Here is a 16,243-nt window from a genome sequence, read left to right as displayed (position 1 = left end):
TTAGAGAAAGAAAAATGGATGGGGGGAATGAATAATATGAAAGGCACACAAATGCTAGCTACAAATAAAAAGTGTTGGGATACAGTTGCACCTTATTTCTTTCAAGTGGATTGTTTACCGAAATACGGACCGTATACGGCATCTGAAGATGAGATCCATTTGTTCGATTCAATTAAAGATAAAAAGGTACTTGATATTGGGTGTGGAAGTGGACATTCGTTGCAGTATATGGCGGAACAAGGGGCAAAGGAATTGTGGGGACTTGATCTTTCAAGTGCACAAATTGCAATAGCGAATAAGACGTTAAAGGATTGGAATCCAAAGTTAGTATGCGGAGCAATGGAAGAAGAAGGAGATATTCCGAAAGGGTATTTTGATATTGTATATTCCATTTATGCATTAGGTTGGACTTCAGATTTAAGAAAAACGTTGGAACTGATTTATTCATATGTAAAGCCAGGGGGAAGTTTTATTTTTAGTTGGGAGCACCCAGTATATTCAAACTTACAGTATGGTACGGAAGAAGTTGCTATAAAGTCTTCTTATCATGAGGAAACGCCCATTACGTTTGAAACATTTAAAGGAGAAAATGTACAAGCGACATTATATAAGAGAAAAATAAGTACATACATAAATGAGTTAAATAGATCGGGATTTAAAATTGAGAGAATAGAAGAGCCTGAACCATCGAGCTCGCTTGATGGAGAACTAGCTGAGCCGTCTACGAAATATTATTCTTTATATAAAGCTAGAATGGTGCCAACTACTTTTATTATTAAGGCGAGGAAGTAAATTGTTTTATAAAAAGAAGCCTATCATTTCAAATAGATGAAATGATAGGCTTCTTTATTTTAAAAAAATGAGGTCAAAGGTGTACTTTTCTTATAAAAATGCATTTCATATAAAAGGTGTAATTATTTTGGGGAAGGGGGATTGTTGTGCGTCATCATAAAAAGTGCAAAAAATTTGGAGTGGCACTGCCTCTTCCGCTTATAGGAGCAACGGGTCCGACAGGTAATAGTGGTCCAATCGGTCCAACTGGAGGGCATGAAGGTCCTGTTGGTCCTACAGGGGTGACTGGACCGACGGGAGCAACTGGGCCCCAAGGTCCTCAAGGTATCAGGGGGATACAAGGTCCCCGAGGGACAACAGGAGCACAAGGGATACAAGGTCCCGTTGGTGATACTGGAGAGCAAGGAATTACTGGTCCGGTCGGCTTACAAGGTTCTCAAGGATTAATTGGAGAGCAAGGTCCTGTTGGCGATATTGGATTACAAGGTATGCAAGGAATACAAGGAATTACAGGCCCTGCTGGTAGTCAAGGTATACAGGGCGCCCAAGGAATACAAGGAGAAATAGGTGAGCGAGGAGAAACGGGTGCACAAGGAATGCAGGGAGAAATAGGTGTAACCGGAATATCAGGTGTAATGGGCCCTCAAGGTCCTCAAGGGGCGCAAGGAATACAAGGGGAGGACGGAACTACAGGTATACAAGGAGAAGAAGGTCCACAAGGAATACGAGGAATTACTGGAGAGCAAGGGCACCAAGGTGATCAAGGGATACAAGGTGTAACTGGCCCGCCTGGTTCTACTGGAATACAAGGACCTCAAGGTATAAGTGGAATAAGGGGGATAACAGGTGTAATAGGTCCTCAAGGTCCACAAGGAGTGCAAGGGGCACAGGGACCAATCGGTCCAACCGGCCCTCAAGGGATACAAGGCATACAAGGTGAGCAAGGAGTAAGGGGAGCGACCGGTCCAACTGGTTTACAGGGGCTACAAGGAATCCAAGGTCCGAGTGGTCCAACCGGTCCTCAAGGAGTGCAAGGCGTACAAGGTCCGAGTGGCATAACAGGTCCAACTGGTCCTCAAGGAATACAAGGTATTCAGGGACCACAAGGAAGTATAGGCCCAACCGGTCCTCAAGGAATACAAGGTGTGCAAGGTCCACAAGGCCCAACCGGCCAGGCGGGGGCAACGGGTCCTCAAGGAATACAGGGAATACAAGGTCCAATTGGTCCAACCGGTCCCCAAGGAATACAGGGGATACAAGGCGTGCAAGGTTCCCAAGGCCCAACTGGTCCAACCGGCCCTCAAGGTCTACAAGGAATAACCGGTCAGTCGGGCCCAACCGGTCCAACCGGAGTAACAGGTCCGACTGGAGCAACGGGTCCCCAAGGTCCACAAGGAATCCAAGGTCCACAAGGAGTAACCGGCCCAACAGGGGCAACCGGCGAGGCGGGAGCAACGGGTCCTCAAGGTCCACAAGGAATCCAAGGACCACAAGGAGCAACAGGTCCAACTGGAGCAACCGGCCAGACGGGAGCAACGGGTCCTCAAGGTCCACAAGGAATCCAAGGTCCACAAGGAATAACAGGGCAGGCGGGAGCAACCGGCCAGACGGGAGTGACTGGTGCAACTGGACCAACCGGAATCCAAGGCATACAAGGAATAACTGGAGCAACAGGGGGAACGGGAGTAACAGGCCCAACAGGTGCCACGGGTCCAACAGGTTTAACTGGAGCAACAGGATCATCTGCTATATCTACAGGTGGTGGCTATTTCTTCTCTACATCAACAAGTACAATTGCAGCAAATACTAACATTCCAATTAATTCTGGATCCACTGTATATGGAACGGGTGTATCTTTAACTAGTGCTACGACAGTCACAGTAGCGACGCCAGGAATATATTTAGTAAGCTACTATTTCCAAGGGGATGCAAATGGTGGAAATGAGACAGTATCTGTTAGATTACTATTAAATGGAACGCAACTAACAGGGAGTTTTATACAAAACGTAACGACATCAACTGTAGTAATCGAACCAGCTATTTCAAATACACTTCTTGTGAATGTGACGAGTGCCAATTCAACATTAATATTACAAAATGGCCCGTTAGGTGTAGGGCATGTGACTACTATAGCAGGTGCGATTACAGCAAGTTTAAATGTAGTGAGAATTTTATAAAGAATATAAAAAACACAAGGAATGTCTTTGTAAGACACACCTTGTGTTTTTTAATATTAAATAAACATTTTCTTTATCTTTTCGGTTGAAAAATATGCTGAAAGAAGTATTTGTGATGTAAGTTATCTACAACTTTATTTGCTTGATATGTGCGTTGTTTTTCAATTCGTAGTCTTTGCTCCATCATTTTTATTGCGTGATCAGATAAACGTAACATAATACATTCTCCTTTTCTATAAATATAGGTGACTATTTGATATCGATCCCATATTTATAATTAAGGAGGCAAAATGTGTAACATAGGCAAAAAGCACCTTCCTCTCCCATTACGCTTACGAGGTTAGCTGTCGGACTCGGGAAGTGAGAGTTTCCCTACTTAAAAAAGATTCGCCCCAAGTAGCATAGCTACAAAAATGGTTCCCCCGCTCCAAAATTTGGACTCAGCAAAAGGTTTTATAAAGTAAAAGATAACATAAATAAATTGACGAGTCAAACTATTTATTGTTTTCTGATTTTTTAAGTGAGGTTAAAACCACTCCATCGGGTAATATGATATCCTTTACTTCAATAAAGCCATGTTTTTTATATAAAGACAGAGCAGGGGTGTTTTCTTTCCCTGTTTGTACAATATATGTTTTGGAAGGGGAAAACATGTCAAATACATACAGTAGTAGTTTTGTTGCAATCCCTTTATGAAAATGATTAGGGGATACTACTAAACGATGAATATCCACTTCCTCTTCGTCTACTTTAAAAGAAATAAACCCAGCAAGTGTATCTTCATAAAAATAGCCGTAGAAAATTTCATCACAGGATTGAATATCAGCTACAGTATCATAAAGGCGAGGGATAGCTGTACTATTTATATATTTTGCCTCAATTTCATAAGCTGGTATTTGAATGCTTAAAATAGAAGTAGCGTTTTTGTGAGAAGTTGTTATTAATTTTTGAATCATAGAGAAAGAACCTCCTTGTTGGCTGTATTTTCATAGATTTGACAAGATTTTTCTTTATTGGATATAATAATTATAATAGTTACATAACAATTTAGTATGAAAAAGAAATACACCATAATAGAAATGGAGGACTAAAAATGGGATGGATTATCACATTAATAGTTGGTGCTATTATAGGTGCAATTGCTAGTTCTATAACGGGTAAAAATTTCCCAGGTGGTATGTTCGGAAATATTATCGCAGGTTTATTAGGTGCTTCGTTAGGTGGTAGATTATTTGGATCCTTTGGGCCATCATTTGGTGGGATTCATGTCGTGCCAGCATTATTAGGTGCAATCGTGTTAATTCTTATTGTATCATTTGTAGTGAAAGCTGCAAGGAAATAGAGATATAGATTATGATGAAGAGCCCTGAATAAGGGCTTTTCATCATTCGAAGAGGTGGTTTCATTGGAGAAAATAAATATAAGAAAAAGAGATAAGTTAAGAAAGTTTTTTAGAGAACAAAATTATTTGGCGGTATTACTTGGATTTGCGTTATTGTTCATTAATATTTTATTGCTAACAAAAATATCATTTGTTTTTACACCGTTTATCGTATTTTTAAAAACAATTTTCTTCCCAGTACTATTAGCGGGCGTGCTATTTTATATTTTGCATCCATTCGTTTCGCTTTTAGAAAAGAAAGGTGTTTCAAGAATCGTATCGATAGCTTCCATATATTTAATCGTACTAGGGTTATTTGTATTTTTAGTTGTAACGGTTATCCCTATTATTAAAGATCAAATTGATGCATTAATTGATAACTTACCGTATTTTGGCCATGAGATTGAACAAGCAGCACGTAGATTCGGGGAAAGTAATTTACTCGGTAAAATTCAGGAGAATTTAAATATTAATGTTGCGAATATTGTAAAAGACTACACAGTTGATTTTACAAAGTCATTATCATCAGTAACTGGGAATGTAACTGGATTTTTGAGTACTGTTACAGAGGTTGTTTTAACATTTGTAATGGTTCCATTTATATTGTTCTATCTTTTAAAAGATGGTGAGCAATTGCCGAATCACTTTTTAAAGTTTATTTCAGAGCAAAGACAACCAGCAGCAATGAGAATACTAGATGATATGCATTATGCGATTAGTTCGTACATTAGAGGGCAAATTATAGTTAGCTTGTTTATCGGTATTATGCTATTAATCGGTTACCTTATTATCGGTATTAAATATGCAGTACTACTCGCTATTTTAGCGATGATTGTAAATATCGTTCCGTACGTAGGACCAATTATCGCCATTACACCAGCGTTAATTATTGCGTTTATTGATTCGCCAGGGATGGTTTTAAAGGTAATTATTGTAATGATGGTTGTACAATTAGCAGAAGGTAAATTTATTTCTCCGCAAGTTATGGGTAAGAAGTTAGATATTCACCCAATTACAATCATATTTATCATTTTAACTGCCGGAAACTTATTCGGGATTATGGGCATTATTTTAGCCATTCCAGGATATGCGATATTAAAAGTGTTAGTTACACACGGTTATAGATTTGTTAAGTTGAATACATGAAAAAAAGAGCTAAAACAGTGGGAACTGTTTTAGCTCTTTTTTATTAACAATTCATTTGCATATTGGCGCGCCCATTGATCCGCTTCCAATATAGCATCAAGTGAAGGATCTTTTACATTATGATGAGCTTCAACTGTTTTGTAAATTATTTTTTCAATATCGAAAAAGGCAATTTCATTTTTTAAGTATAGTGCATTCGCAATTTCATTTGCTGCATTTAATACAGCGGGAGTAGTACCACCGATTTTGCCACATTCATATGCGTATTGCAGACAAGGGAACTTCTCTAAATCTGGTTTTTCAAAATGTAAACTACCGATTTCTAATAAATTTAATTTTTCATAGGAAGAAGGTAGCCGAGCAGGATAGTGAAACGCATATTGAATCGGCATTCTCATATCAGGAGCACCGAGCTGTGCCATAACTGATCCATCAATAAATTCTACTAAAGAATGAATGATACTTTCTTTATGAATCATTACATCAATTTTTTCATACGGAATATCAAATAGCCATCTCGCTTCCATTACTTCAAAGCCTTTATTCATTAATGTGGCAGAATCAATCGTTAGTTTTGCACCCATTAACCAGGTTGGATGTTTTAAAGCGTCCTTAGCTTGTAATGTTTGCATTTCTTCACGTGTTTTATCACGAAAAGCACCACCGGAAGCTGTTACAATTAACTTCTCAATCTCTTTATTATTTTCTCCGTTTAAACATTGGAAAATAGCTGAATGCTCACTATCTACTGGAATTAAGCGACATCCGTTTTGTTTCGCTAGTTCAGTTACGATATGTCCAGCTGCAACCAAAGTTTCTTTATTAGCAATAGCGATATCTTTCTTCGCTTTTAATGCTTCAATTGTTGGGAGTAATCCTGAAACACCTACAACAGAGCTTAATACAAGATTTGAATCAGGGTGAGTAGCTACTGCAATTAAGCCATCAGTCCCGTGTGTAATTTTTGTATTTGCTGAAATACGCGTACGAAGCTTGTCTGCTAAGTCTTTTGTCGCAACGCTTACAATACGAGGTTGAAACGTTTTGATTTGTTGCTCAAGAAGATCGATATTATAATTTGCGGTTAAACCAACGATTTTAAAATGTTCAGGATGAGCTGAAACGACATCTAATGCAGATGTGCCGATGGATCCTGTTGAACCTAAAATTGATATATATTTCACCATGAAAAAACCTCCAAAGTTGTTTCGAATATTTCTACAAACCTATATAACATTAGACAATTGAAGTGGAAATTCCTGCTATATAAAATAGAAAATTAGGGTTTGTTTGGAAGTGAAATGTGATAAACTGTAAAAAATAACGAAAAAGCAATGAAAGAGAAGAGTACATATTCGAAACTTTTTAGAGAGCTGATGTGTGGTGGAAATCAGTAAGGGATGAATATGGAATGGGCTCTGGAGCTTCTAACTGAAATGAGTAGGTAAAGACGGTTACTTCACGTTAAGAAGTTGAAGTGAGCTATAATGATAGCTAATTAAGGTGGTACCGCGGGAGTCTCTCGTCCTTTTTTAAGGATGAGAGGCTCTTTTTATTTTGAGAAAGGAGGAGGTAGTGTGAGTGAGAAAATAATGTTAACAGGAATTAAGCCGACAGGTTATCCGCATTTAGGAAATTATATTGGTGCGATTAAACCTGCATTACAAATGTCAAAGAATAATGAAGGAAAAGCATTGTACTTTATAGCTGATTATCATGCATTAAATGCTGTTCATGATCCAGAGAAGTTCAGCAGTTATACGAAAGAGGTAGCAGCTACTTGGTTATCGCTTGGACTTGGAGAAGATGTTATTTTTTATCGGCAAACAGAAGTGCCGGAGATTCTAGAATTAGCTTGGATTTTAGCTTGCCTAACTCCGAAAGGTCTTATGAACCGTGCTCATGCGTATAAAGCGAAGGTGGAGCAAAATAAAGAAGCAGGGTTAGAGGTCGATGCGGGAGTGAATATGGGGTTATACGCGTACCCGATTTTAATGGCAGCTGACATATTATTATTTCAAGCTACTCATGTACCAGTTGGAAAAGACCAAATTCAGCATATTGAAATTGCGCGTGATATTGCGACTTATTTTAATCATACATTTGGCACGACATTTACACTTCCAGAGTATGTCATACAAGAAGAAGGAGCTATTTTACCTGGTCTTGACGGAAGGAAGATGAGTAAAAGTTACGGAAATGTGATCCCATTATTTGCAGAGCAAGCAAAACTACGAAAGTTAATATTTAAAATCAAAACAGATTCTTCACTTCCAAATGAACCGAAAGAACTAGAAACCTTATTTACAATTTATAAAGAATTTGCGACAGAAGACGAAGTACAGTCATTACGTGAAAAATATGAGACTGGAATCGGATGGGGAGATGTGAAAAAAGAGTTGTTTCGCATTGTAGATCGTGAGTTAGCTGGACCTCGTGAAAAGTACGCAATGTATATGAATGAGCCGAATTTATTATATGAAGCGTTAGAAAAAGGTGCTGAGCGAGCAAGAAAAATCGCGAAGGTAAATTTAGTAGAAATTAAAAAAAGGATTGGATTTGAGAGGAGGCGCTGAGCGTTCCCTCGTTTTTCGATATAAATTATTCTTCATATTGATACGTAGAGCAAGGAGTTCGCACTTCTTTTCCGAACTTATTAGTTGCATATATGAAAAAGTATGATAATATAGGGTTACTTATTAAACGTGTTTAATAAGTTTAATTAAAGGTACTTATTAAAGGTGTTTAATAAGTGAATCTCATTCAATAAAAAAGGAGATGAATGTATGAAAACGGAGAAAGAAAAGATGGTGGCAGGAGAAATGTATATTGCGGATGACGAAGAATTGGTGGCTGATAGGGTGGAGGCAAAACGTTTAACACGCCTTTATAACGAGGCGATGGAGACAGGAGATGAGAGGCGTTTTACGTTATTAAATCAGCTTTTAGGTTCTTCAACTGATGGGAAAGCACAAATTAATCCTGATTTTCGTTGTGATTACGGCTACAATATTCATGTCGGAAAGAGCTTTTTCGCAAATTTCAATTGTGTGATTTTGGACGTTTGTGAAGTTCGAATTGGTGATAATTGTATGTTTGCACCTGGTGTTCACATTTATACTGCTACTCATCCATTACATCCGGTGGAACGAAACTCTGGCAAAGAATATGGAAAACCGGTAAAGATAGGTAACAATGTTTGGGTTGGCGGAGGCGCTATTATTAACCCTGGTATTTCAATTGGAGATAATGTTGTAATTGCTTCAGGGGCAGTTGTGACAAAAGATGTACCTAATAATGTAGTTGTTGGTGGTAACCCAGCTAAAGTTATTAAAACGATAGAAGAGTAAAAGGTGTTTCATATGAAGAAAGATTTTGCGGAAAATGATACAAAGACGCTACTTGTCTCTCGAAATGCTCTATTCCTCTTATTTGCTTTGCCAGGTGTGGCATTTGCTACATGGATTTCTAGAACAGCAGCTACTCGAGATATTTTAGCAGTGTCAAATGCAGAAATGGGCTGGATTTTGTTCGGATTATCTGTCGGTTCAATAATTGGTTTACTAAGTGCAAGTCATTTTATTGACGGTAAGGGAGCTAGAGACGTTATTATAGGCAGTATGTTTTTTATGATTGTTGGATTGCTTTGTTTAGGTATTACTATTTATTTTGTTTCTAGTATGGGGGCTTTTGGTAGCTTACTAGTATTTGGAGTAGGATATGGATTAGCAGAAGTCGCATTGAATGTAGAAGGTTCTGCCATTGAGCAGAAATTAGGAACAACTCTTCTTCCGAAATTCCATGTTTTTTTTAGTATAGGAACTTTAGTAGGCGCGCTTAGTGGTTCTGCCGCCATCTCGCTTCACATCCCAATTCTGTATCAATTTCTTGCGATTTCGGTCATGTTTGTATTACTTGTATGTATGTTGTATCGTTTTCTTCCGCATGGAACAGGAAAGAAGGAGAAATCGCGGAACAAAAAGCGAGCGAAGCATACTTCCTTACGTATGGAAAGAAGGGTGCTTTTACTTGGTCTTTTCGTGCTTGGAATGGCATTTGCAGAAGGGAGTGCAAATGATTGGCTACCTATTGTGATGGTAGATGGACATCAGCAAAGTGTAGTAACAGGTTCTATTATGTACACTATTTTTGTATTGGCAATGACATTAGCTCGAATGTGCAGTAGTTATTTTCTTGATCGATTCGGTCGTGTCGCGGTTATGCGTGCTACTATTATGATGGCGATTATAGGAATGACAATCGTCATATTTGGGAGTAACTCATATTTTCTAGCACTTGGTGTAGTACTGTGGGGGATTGGTGCCGCGTTAGGTTTCCCGATTGGGCTTTCTGCTGCTGGAGGTGACAGTGAAAATGCGACTTCTAATGTTGCTGCAGTTTCTATCATCGGTTTTACAGCGTTTTTAGTCGGACCACCATTTTTAGGAATACTTGGAGAAGCATTCGGGATACGTAATGCTTTGCTAGCTGTTTTATTATTTGTTATCTTGTCTGGAATTGTATCGTCTGATATGAGAGAGAATGCATCGAGTTAAATACGGAGTGCCGCTAGTAGAAATATATCATCTCTATTGCTTTAGAAAATGATGTATGATATATTGTCAACGCAACTTATTAAAAGTGTTTAATAAGTATGTTGATTAAGGTGGTGAGCGATTTGAGTGAACAATTTGTTACTCAAAAATCGATTAAAGAGACGATCCTTCGCGGCATTCGTACAGCTCTTCTAGAGCGAGGTAGTGCAACGAAAGTTGAACTTAGTAATACATTAGAAATCAGTTTTCCAACGATAAGTAAATTTATAGAAAAAATGAAACAAGACGGTGAAGTCACTTTAGCCGGTTTAGATGATTCAAGTGGTGGAAGAAGAGCAAAACGATATGAATATAATCCAGAATATATGTTAGGTTTAGCGATATTTTTAGAAAAAAATGAGACGAACTATACAATTTTTAACTGTTTAGGGGAAGTAAAAGAACAAGGTAGTACTTCAAGTGCATTAATTGATACGGGTCTAAGTGTATTGACAGAACATATAGAAAGTCTTATAGCTACGTTTCCAAAGATAAGTTCAATCTCAATTGGTGTTCCTGGTGCTGTCGATAATGGGCGTATTTTCTATATTCCTGGATATGAAAAGTTCCAAAATTTTAATTTGAAAAGTCACTTGGAGGAACTGTTTTCTATACCAGTAGTAATAGAAAACGATATGAATGCTGCAGTGCTCGGCTATCATAAAAATACTGGAAACAATGAAAATTCCTCTCTTGTATATTTGTATTCAGGTCAAAATGGCCCAGGTGCGGGGATTATGGTAAATGGAGATGTCGTACGCGGAAGCACATTTTTCTCAGGAGAGATATCTTTCGTCCCGCAGTACGATAATAAAAATTTCTTGCAAGCTTTGAGAAGTGAAGATTCGAATAATCCAGAGGAATATAATATAGATGCTATTACTCGTTTAATAGCTACATGTATAGCTATTATTAACCCTCATGGATTCATCTTCTGTGATGATGAAGTGAACCAAATTGTTATAGATCAGATTGTAAAAAGTTGTCCACAGTACATTCCGGCAGAACATATTCCGAAAATAACAGTGAGCAACTGGAAAGAAGATTATTTATATGGGTTAAAAAGCCTTGGACTTGATCTTATGATTACGAGAACAAATAAAGAAAATTAAATGTACTGGCAATGAAGCATCCAATTGCCAGTTGAATAACATAAAAGAAAAGGTGTCGATTATGAAAATTGAGCATGTAGCAATTTGGGTGAATGATTTAGAAAGAATGCGTGATTTCTATAAACAGTACTTCGGTGGTGAAGAAAATAGCTTATATCACAATCCGAAAAAGCAGTTTAAATCTTATTTCATAACTTTTGAAGGCGGTGCGCGTCTAGAACTTATGAAGCAGGTAGGGATAGACGAGAAAGTACAAACACAAACAATAGGATATGCGCATATTGCTTTTTCAGTAGATAGTAAAGAAAAAGTGAACGAATTAACTAATACATTAAGAGAAGCAGGATACTCAGTGTTAAATGGGCCGCGTACTACAGGGGATGGTTATTATGAAAGTGTAGTAAGTGATCCTGAAGGAAATCAGATTGAGATAACAATCTAACATTATATTTACTAATAATTGATAAAAAATAAAATTTTGTTGTTCCCCCAAATGTGAACGAGAAACCTATTATTTCTGCAGAAAGGGGGACATAACGTTGAGTGAAATCATTTTTATTTTCTGTATATATCCATTGCTTGTTTGTATTGTTTCAATAGCTGGAGCATATAAAGTAGGTACATTTTATGTGATGCCAATAGTAACATTTCTTATTTTTCTTATGTTAAATGTTACAGTGCACGATCCAGCATTTTTCTTTTGGGTGGGCATGTATACTATTCTTTCATTTATTGTTTCTTATATAACTATCCTTTTTATAAAGGGATATAAAGTTGTAAAAAGAGAGCGTTAATATCATTTTGGGGAAATAGGGATTTACGGTGAACGATAACAACCTCATTTCACGTTGTAATGACGGGAAATGAGGTTGTTTGATTTCTATTTTTTATTGGATTGATGAAAATCGCGAAGAATCTTCTCAATGACTGGATGAAGATTACTAGGTAACTCATCAAGCGGAAAGAAGCGTAATTCTTTCGATTCCCTTTGATCGCATACAAGCTCACCGTGGAATTCTCGGCAAATATAAACAACGAGTACACCATGTACTTGATCACCATTTGGATAGATTTGAAAGAAGTCTGGTCCTGAGTATGTACGGAATAATTCTGGCTCTTTAATAATAAGTCCAGTTTCTTCAAACACTTCTCGTTTTAAAGCATCTTCTAACGTTTCGTTATATTCTAGGGCACCGCCAATAATGCCCCAGAGGTTAAAATCTGTACGGAACTGCAGCAATACTTCATCTTTTTCATTTAATATAATGGCGTGTGATCCTATTAAAATAAGTGGATGATTTCCTACTAGATTTCTCATATCTTCAATATAACCCATGTCATTGCTCCTTGTATTTAATAATAGTTAGGAAGTTCTTTTAACATTCTTTCTGTTTTACGTGCTGTAAAGGCTAAGTTATGGTCATCTTTCGTTCTGAAAAATAATGTGCGTAAAAAGGTTTTAATATTGGCACATAAAATACAATACTCAGTAAGCGAAAGGCGTTTTCTAATTTGAGGAAGCCTTTTTATTTTTTTTTGAATAATAGAAATTAACTCGTTTTGAGGAAAATCATGATACAGCATTGCTAGTAATGGAGTAACGATGCGCTCATCTTCGTTATTATGAAAAAGGTCAGATGGAATAAAGATTTTATTTAATAAACAATGAATTAATTCTTCGTACCATTCAAAAGTGGTATACGTATTATGAACAATTTCAGTAAAGGCATCAGATACGTGAGCAAGACAATGAGCCCATCCTTTATTTTCGATATAGCCCCGAAAATCTGTTTCTAAGTTTGTGTAAGTAATGAGTTTATTTTTTATTTCTTCGATATCCTCCTCTGTACAAAAGTAGTGCGAATTAGCGAATTGGAGTATTAACGCAATTAACGAAACAGTGTAAGAACGTGTGAAAACCCCATCTGTATGTGGGGAGTAAATGTCACAATATAAATACTCATCACTTAAACAAGTTTGCAGAAGTAATTTCAGCTGATCGTCCATAAGGAATTCATGATGAATGAAATGCGCAAAACATTTATATATAAGTTGGTAACGAACGTAGCTATCAGTCGTTCCGATATACTGAAGCATGTTCAAAGTTAACTCATTTACGTCTATATGTTGCAGTTGCGTATAGTCATTTTGTTGTATAAGCTCTAACTGTTGTTGCAATGCTGTAATATCCACTGGAGAACCTCCTCCGCACTTTAAAGATGCGATCTTTTCTAGTATTCTATATATTCAAGGACAATCCTGCTCATGCAAGGAGAACGATTAGAAATTCGAGTATGATATAGATGAGGGAAGAATATGACGACGATAGAACAGTTAGAAAAACATTTTAAAATAAGAAGAAGTGCTTCTTCTATTATGATAAAAGAAAATAATGCAGAGATTTTTACAGAAGAGCAATTAGAAGAGATGTTTCAATATTGCGTTGCTGAAGCTGAAAAAGATGGATTAGAAAAACTACATTTTGAAATCTCTTCAAAAAGTCCAAATTATGATGTGTATAAAAAATGTTTTGAAACGTATTCATTTGAATATATTACTGAAAACATGATTGTATTTAAAGATATATACGAAGTAGAAGATGTAGAAAGTGAAGTTGATTTTAAGTTAATTGAAGAAGTAGGGGAAGAGGCTTTTTATTCACTGTGGAATGAAGCGACGGGAGAACCAGTCGCTCATGATCAATTTGTGCATATGATGCTACAAGAAATTGGTGAGCAATGGAAAGAACATTGCTTAACAGCGAGTGTCGATGAAGAGCCAATAGGAATTGTAATCCCGCATATTGAAAGAGGTACGTTAGAAGAAGGGAAACTTATGTACTTCGCAGTTACTCCAAATATACGTAACAAGGGATATGAAGCTGCACTATTTGCAGGTGCGATGTTTGTCTTAAAGGAAATAGGTGCATCTTATTATATTGGTGAGACAAATATACAAAATGAGTGGATGAAGGATGTTTTTGAAAAGAATGGATGTCAGTTGCTGAGTTGTACTGAGCGGTATGTGAGGGAGTTTTAAGATATACCCTGGGACACATCTAGTGGGAACCCGTGTACAAATTTTGAACAAGTAAAAGAACTTTTCGCCTGTTTGTAAGATAAAAAGAAAAATGAGAACGACAAAGTAGATATTTGTATAATAAAATAGAGTAAGATTTGACTATAAGAGAAAGCGTTGGTGAAAGAATGGAGCAGCAAAGAAATTGGCTACAAGCAACTGTAGAGAGAAATGAAGATAATACGTTACAAATAAAATGGGAAAATAATATAGAAGAAGTTCGTATTTATTGGAGTACTTCACCAGATCGTATTGAAGAAAATGGAGAACTACTTGCAACTGTAAATGGAGAATTATCATATACAATTGAAAACCCGAGTGAAAATGAACATCCATATTTTAGACTAGTAGGAAGTAATGGACAAGCAGTGACAGTAGCTGAGCGTAGATTGCCATTACAAGGTGCGTTTAACTTCCGTGATATGGGTGGATATGAAACGACTGAAGGCCGTAAAGTGAAATGGGGCAAATTATACCGTTCTGAAGAATTAGCAGGACTAACAGAATGGGATATTGCGTATTTACAAAAGTCTGGCTTAAAGTTAATTTGTGATTACCGTACAGACTTTGAAGTGAAGCATAAGCCGAATCCAGAAATTACAGGTGCTCGTCAAGTGTGCTTACCAGTTATGCAAGACTTAGCGAAAGACTTAAATATAAATGAGTTTTTCCAAGTTGGTGACCTTTCTATGTTAGGAAAACCAGGTGAGTATCTTGTGAAAATGAATCAAGATTTCGTAAGTGGCAACGAGGCATTCGTGAGCTTCTTAAACTTAGCGCAAAACCCGGAAAACTTACCGTTAGTAAACCACTGTACAGCTGGAAAAGATCGTACTGGATTTGGTTCAGCATTATTATTACTTTTACTAGGCGTACCGGAAAAAACGGTAATGGAAGATTACTTATTAAGTAACGGATTCCGTGAAAAGTTAAATGAAAAAATGATGGCCTTTTTAGGTGCGAAATTACAAAACGATGAGAGCAGAGCGATATTAGGTGCAATGTTTGAAGCGCGCGCCGAATATTTACAAGCTGCGATTGGTGAAATTCAAAAGCAATACGGATCAGTTGAAGCATACGCTGAAAGGGCTCTTGGCTTTACGAAAGAGTCGTTAGAGGAAATGAAAGAGTTACTGCTGGAAGAAAAGTAAAAAGAAGGGAGGCTGGTTTTAATTAGCCTCCCTTTCTTATTGTTGTTATAATTAAGCTATGAGAATATAGGAGTTGAGAAAAACATCATGAAATACAAAGTTATATTATTCGACGTAGATGATACATTATTAGATTTCCCAAAAACGGAAAGACACGCATTACATAATGCGTTTGTACAGTTTGGTATGTCTACAGGGTATAATGATTATCTTGCAAGTTATAAAGAGATTAGTAATGGATTATGGAGAGATTTAGAAAATAAAATGATTACGCTAAGTGAATTAGCCGTAGAGCGATTTAGACAATTATTTGCAATTCATAATATAGACGTAGATGCGCAGCAATTTAGTGATGTATACCTTGAAAATTTAGGGAAGGAAGTACATCTTATAGAAGGCGCAGTACAATTATGTGAAAATCTACAAGATTGCAAGTTAGGTATTATTACGAATGGATATACGAAGGTGCAACAATCAAGAATCGGAAATTCGCCTTTATGTAATTTCTTTGATTACATTATTATTTCTGAAGAAGTTGGTCATCAAAAACCAGCACGTGAGATTTTTGATTATGCGTTTGAGAAGTTTGGGATTACTGATAAATCAAGCGTACTAATGGTTGGAGATTCGTTAACTTCTGATATGAAAGGCGGAGAAGATTACGGCATTGATACGTGTTGGTATAATCCGAGTTTGAAAGAAAACGGGACAGATGTTAACCCGACTTATGAAGTGGAGAGTCTTCTACAAATTTTAGAAATTGTAGAAGTGGCGGAAGAAAAGGTAGCTTCATTTTAATCATGCTGATATT

Annotated in this window: 18 protein-coding genes, 1 riboswitch and 1 other annotated feature; of the genes, 13 read left to right on the top strand and 5 right to left on the bottom strand. The window is 37.1% G+C overall.

Going from position 1 to position 16,243, the window contains the following annotated elements; genetic code table 11:
- Positions 1–36: 36 nt before the first annotated feature.
- Entirely contained in the window at positions 37–792 is a 756-nt protein-coding gene (locus BUA87_RS08310) for a class I SAM-dependent methyltransferase (protein ID WP_000679201.1), read from the top strand.
- Between the two features lie 146 nt (positions 793–938).
- Positions 939–2,969, top strand: a complete 2,031-nt coding sequence (locus tag BUA87_RS08305; protein ID WP_072939137.1) for a collagen-like protein — start codon at positions 939–941, stop codon at positions 2,967–2,969.
- A 73-nt stretch (positions 2,970–3,042) separates the two neighbouring features.
- On the opposite strand, the gene BUA87_RS31245 is transcribed toward BUA87_RS08305, so the two are convergent.
- Entirely contained in the window at positions 3,043–3,186 is a 144-nt protein-coding gene (locus BUA87_RS31245; RefSeq protein ID WP_000945243.1) for a hypothetical protein, read from the bottom strand.
- Between the two features lie 96 nt (positions 3,187–3,282).
- Positions 3,283–3,425, bottom strand: a riboswitch (cyclic di-AMP (ydaO/yuaA leader).
- Between the two features lie 38 nt (positions 3,426–3,463).
- Positions 3,464–3,925, bottom strand: coding sequence for a GNAT family N-acetyltransferase (locus BUA87_RS08300; RefSeq protein ID WP_072939134.1), 462 nt, complete (start codon positions 3,923–3,925; stop codon positions 3,464–3,466).
- Positions 3,926–4,062: 137 nt separating this feature from the next.
- Here BUA87_RS08300 and BUA87_RS08295 point away from each other — a divergent pair, with 137 nt between their 5' ends.
- Positions 4,063–4,311: a GlsB/YeaQ/YmgE family stress response membrane protein gene (locus tag BUA87_RS08295; protein ID WP_000539733.1), complete on the top strand. Its 249-nt coding sequence runs from the start codon at positions 4,063–4,065 to the stop codon at positions 4,309–4,311.
- Positions 4,312–4,374: 63 nt separating this feature from the next.
- On the top strand, positions 4,375–5,496 hold the full coding sequence (locus BUA87_RS08290; RefSeq protein ID WP_072939132.1) for an AI-2E family transporter: 1,122 nt from the start codon (positions 4,375–4,377) through the stop codon (positions 5,494–5,496).
- A 29-nt stretch (positions 5,497–5,525) separates the two neighbouring features.
- On the opposite strand, the gene BUA87_RS08285 is transcribed toward BUA87_RS08290, so the two are convergent.
- Positions 5,526–6,683 carry a 1-deoxy-D-xylulose-5-phosphate reductoisomerase gene (locus tag BUA87_RS08285; RefSeq protein WP_072939129.1) on the bottom strand — a complete coding sequence of 386 codons (1,158 nt, stop codon included), beginning with the start codon at positions 6,681–6,683 and terminating at the stop codon, positions 5,526–5,528.
- A gap of 138 nt (positions 6,684–6,821) precedes the next feature.
- Positions 6,822–7,029: a binding site (T-box leader), on the top strand.
- A 44-nt stretch (positions 7,030–7,073) separates the two neighbouring features.
- On the opposite strand from BUA87_RS08285, the gene BUA87_RS08280 reads away from it, so the two are divergent.
- From BUA87_RS08280 to BUA87_RS08255, 6 genes are all read left to right on the top strand, one after another.
- Entirely contained in the window at positions 7,074–8,072 is a 999-nt protein-coding gene (locus tag BUA87_RS08280; RefSeq protein WP_072939126.1) for a tryptophan--tRNA ligase, read from the top strand.
- Between the two features lie 210 nt (positions 8,073–8,282).
- A complete protein-coding gene (locus BUA87_RS08275) occupies positions 8,283–8,846 on the top strand; it encodes a maltose O-acetyltransferase (protein WP_000845631.1) in 564 nt (187 codons plus the stop codon).
- Between the two features lie 12 nt (positions 8,847–8,858).
- Positions 8,859–10,052 carry an MFS transporter gene (locus BUA87_RS08270; protein WP_072939123.1) on the top strand — a complete coding sequence of 398 codons (1,194 nt, stop codon included), beginning with the start codon at positions 8,859–8,861 and terminating at the stop codon, positions 10,050–10,052.
- A 122-nt stretch (positions 10,053–10,174) separates the two neighbouring features.
- Positions 10,175–11,203 (top strand): ROK family transcriptional regulator, encoded by a 1,029-nt coding sequence (locus BUA87_RS08265; RefSeq protein WP_000003038.1) that lies wholly within the window; start codon positions 10,175–10,177, stop codon positions 11,201–11,203.
- A gap of 61 nt (positions 11,204–11,264) precedes the next feature.
- Positions 11,265–11,645 (top strand): VOC family protein, encoded by a 381-nt coding sequence (locus BUA87_RS08260; protein ID WP_000687575.1) that lies wholly within the window; start codon positions 11,265–11,267, stop codon positions 11,643–11,645.
- A 97-nt stretch (positions 11,646–11,742) separates the two neighbouring features.
- The gene (locus BUA87_RS08255) at positions 11,743–11,997 is read left to right on the top strand and encodes a YbeF family protein (RefSeq protein WP_001289515.1); all 255 of its coding nucleotides are present in this window, start codon (positions 11,743–11,745) and stop codon (positions 11,995–11,997) included.
- A gap of 86 nt (positions 11,998–12,083) precedes the next feature.
- Here the strand turns inward: BUA87_RS08255 and BUA87_RS08250 are convergent, their stop codons facing one another.
- Together BUA87_RS08250 and BUA87_RS08245 are read right to left on the bottom strand one after the other, a co-directional pair.
- Positions 12,084–12,539 (bottom strand): NUDIX hydrolase, encoded by a 456-nt coding sequence (locus BUA87_RS08250; RefSeq protein WP_000540454.1) that lies wholly within the window; start codon positions 12,537–12,539, stop codon positions 12,084–12,086.
- A 17-nt stretch (positions 12,540–12,556) separates the two neighbouring features.
- Complete coding sequence (locus BUA87_RS08245) at positions 12,557–13,396, bottom strand: DUF2785 domain-containing protein (RefSeq protein ID WP_000355455.1); 840 nt, start codon at positions 13,394–13,396, stop codon at positions 12,557–12,559.
- Between the two features lie 123 nt (positions 13,397–13,519).
- Between BUA87_RS08245 and BUA87_RS08240 the strand changes: the two genes are divergently transcribed.
- From BUA87_RS08240 to BUA87_RS08230, 3 genes are all read left to right on the top strand, one after another.
- The gene (locus BUA87_RS08240) at positions 13,520–14,242 is read left to right on the top strand and encodes a GNAT family N-acetyltransferase (protein ID WP_072939120.1); all 723 of its coding nucleotides are present in this window, start codon (positions 13,520–13,522) and stop codon (positions 14,240–14,242) included.
- Between the two features lie 167 nt (positions 14,243–14,409).
- Positions 14,410–15,432 carry a tyrosine-protein phosphatase gene (locus BUA87_RS08235; RefSeq protein WP_072939115.1) on the top strand — a complete coding sequence of 341 codons (1,023 nt, stop codon included), beginning with the start codon at positions 14,410–14,412 and terminating at the stop codon, positions 15,430–15,432.
- An 87-nt stretch (positions 15,433–15,519) separates the two neighbouring features.
- A complete protein-coding gene (locus BUA87_RS08230) occupies positions 15,520–16,230 on the top strand; it encodes a YjjG family noncanonical pyrimidine nucleotidase (RefSeq protein ID WP_072939111.1) in 711 nt (236 codons plus the stop codon).
- Positions 16,231–16,243: the final 13 nt, after the last annotated feature.

Origin of the sequence: Bacillus sp. bc15 (genome assembly GCF_900142585.1) — a bacterium.
GTDB lineage: Bacteria > Bacillota > Bacilli > Bacillales > Bacillaceae_G > Bacillus_A > Bacillus_A cereus.
Note: the sequence above shows the minus strand (reverse complement) of the source record. Positions and strands in the feature narration are given on the sequence as shown.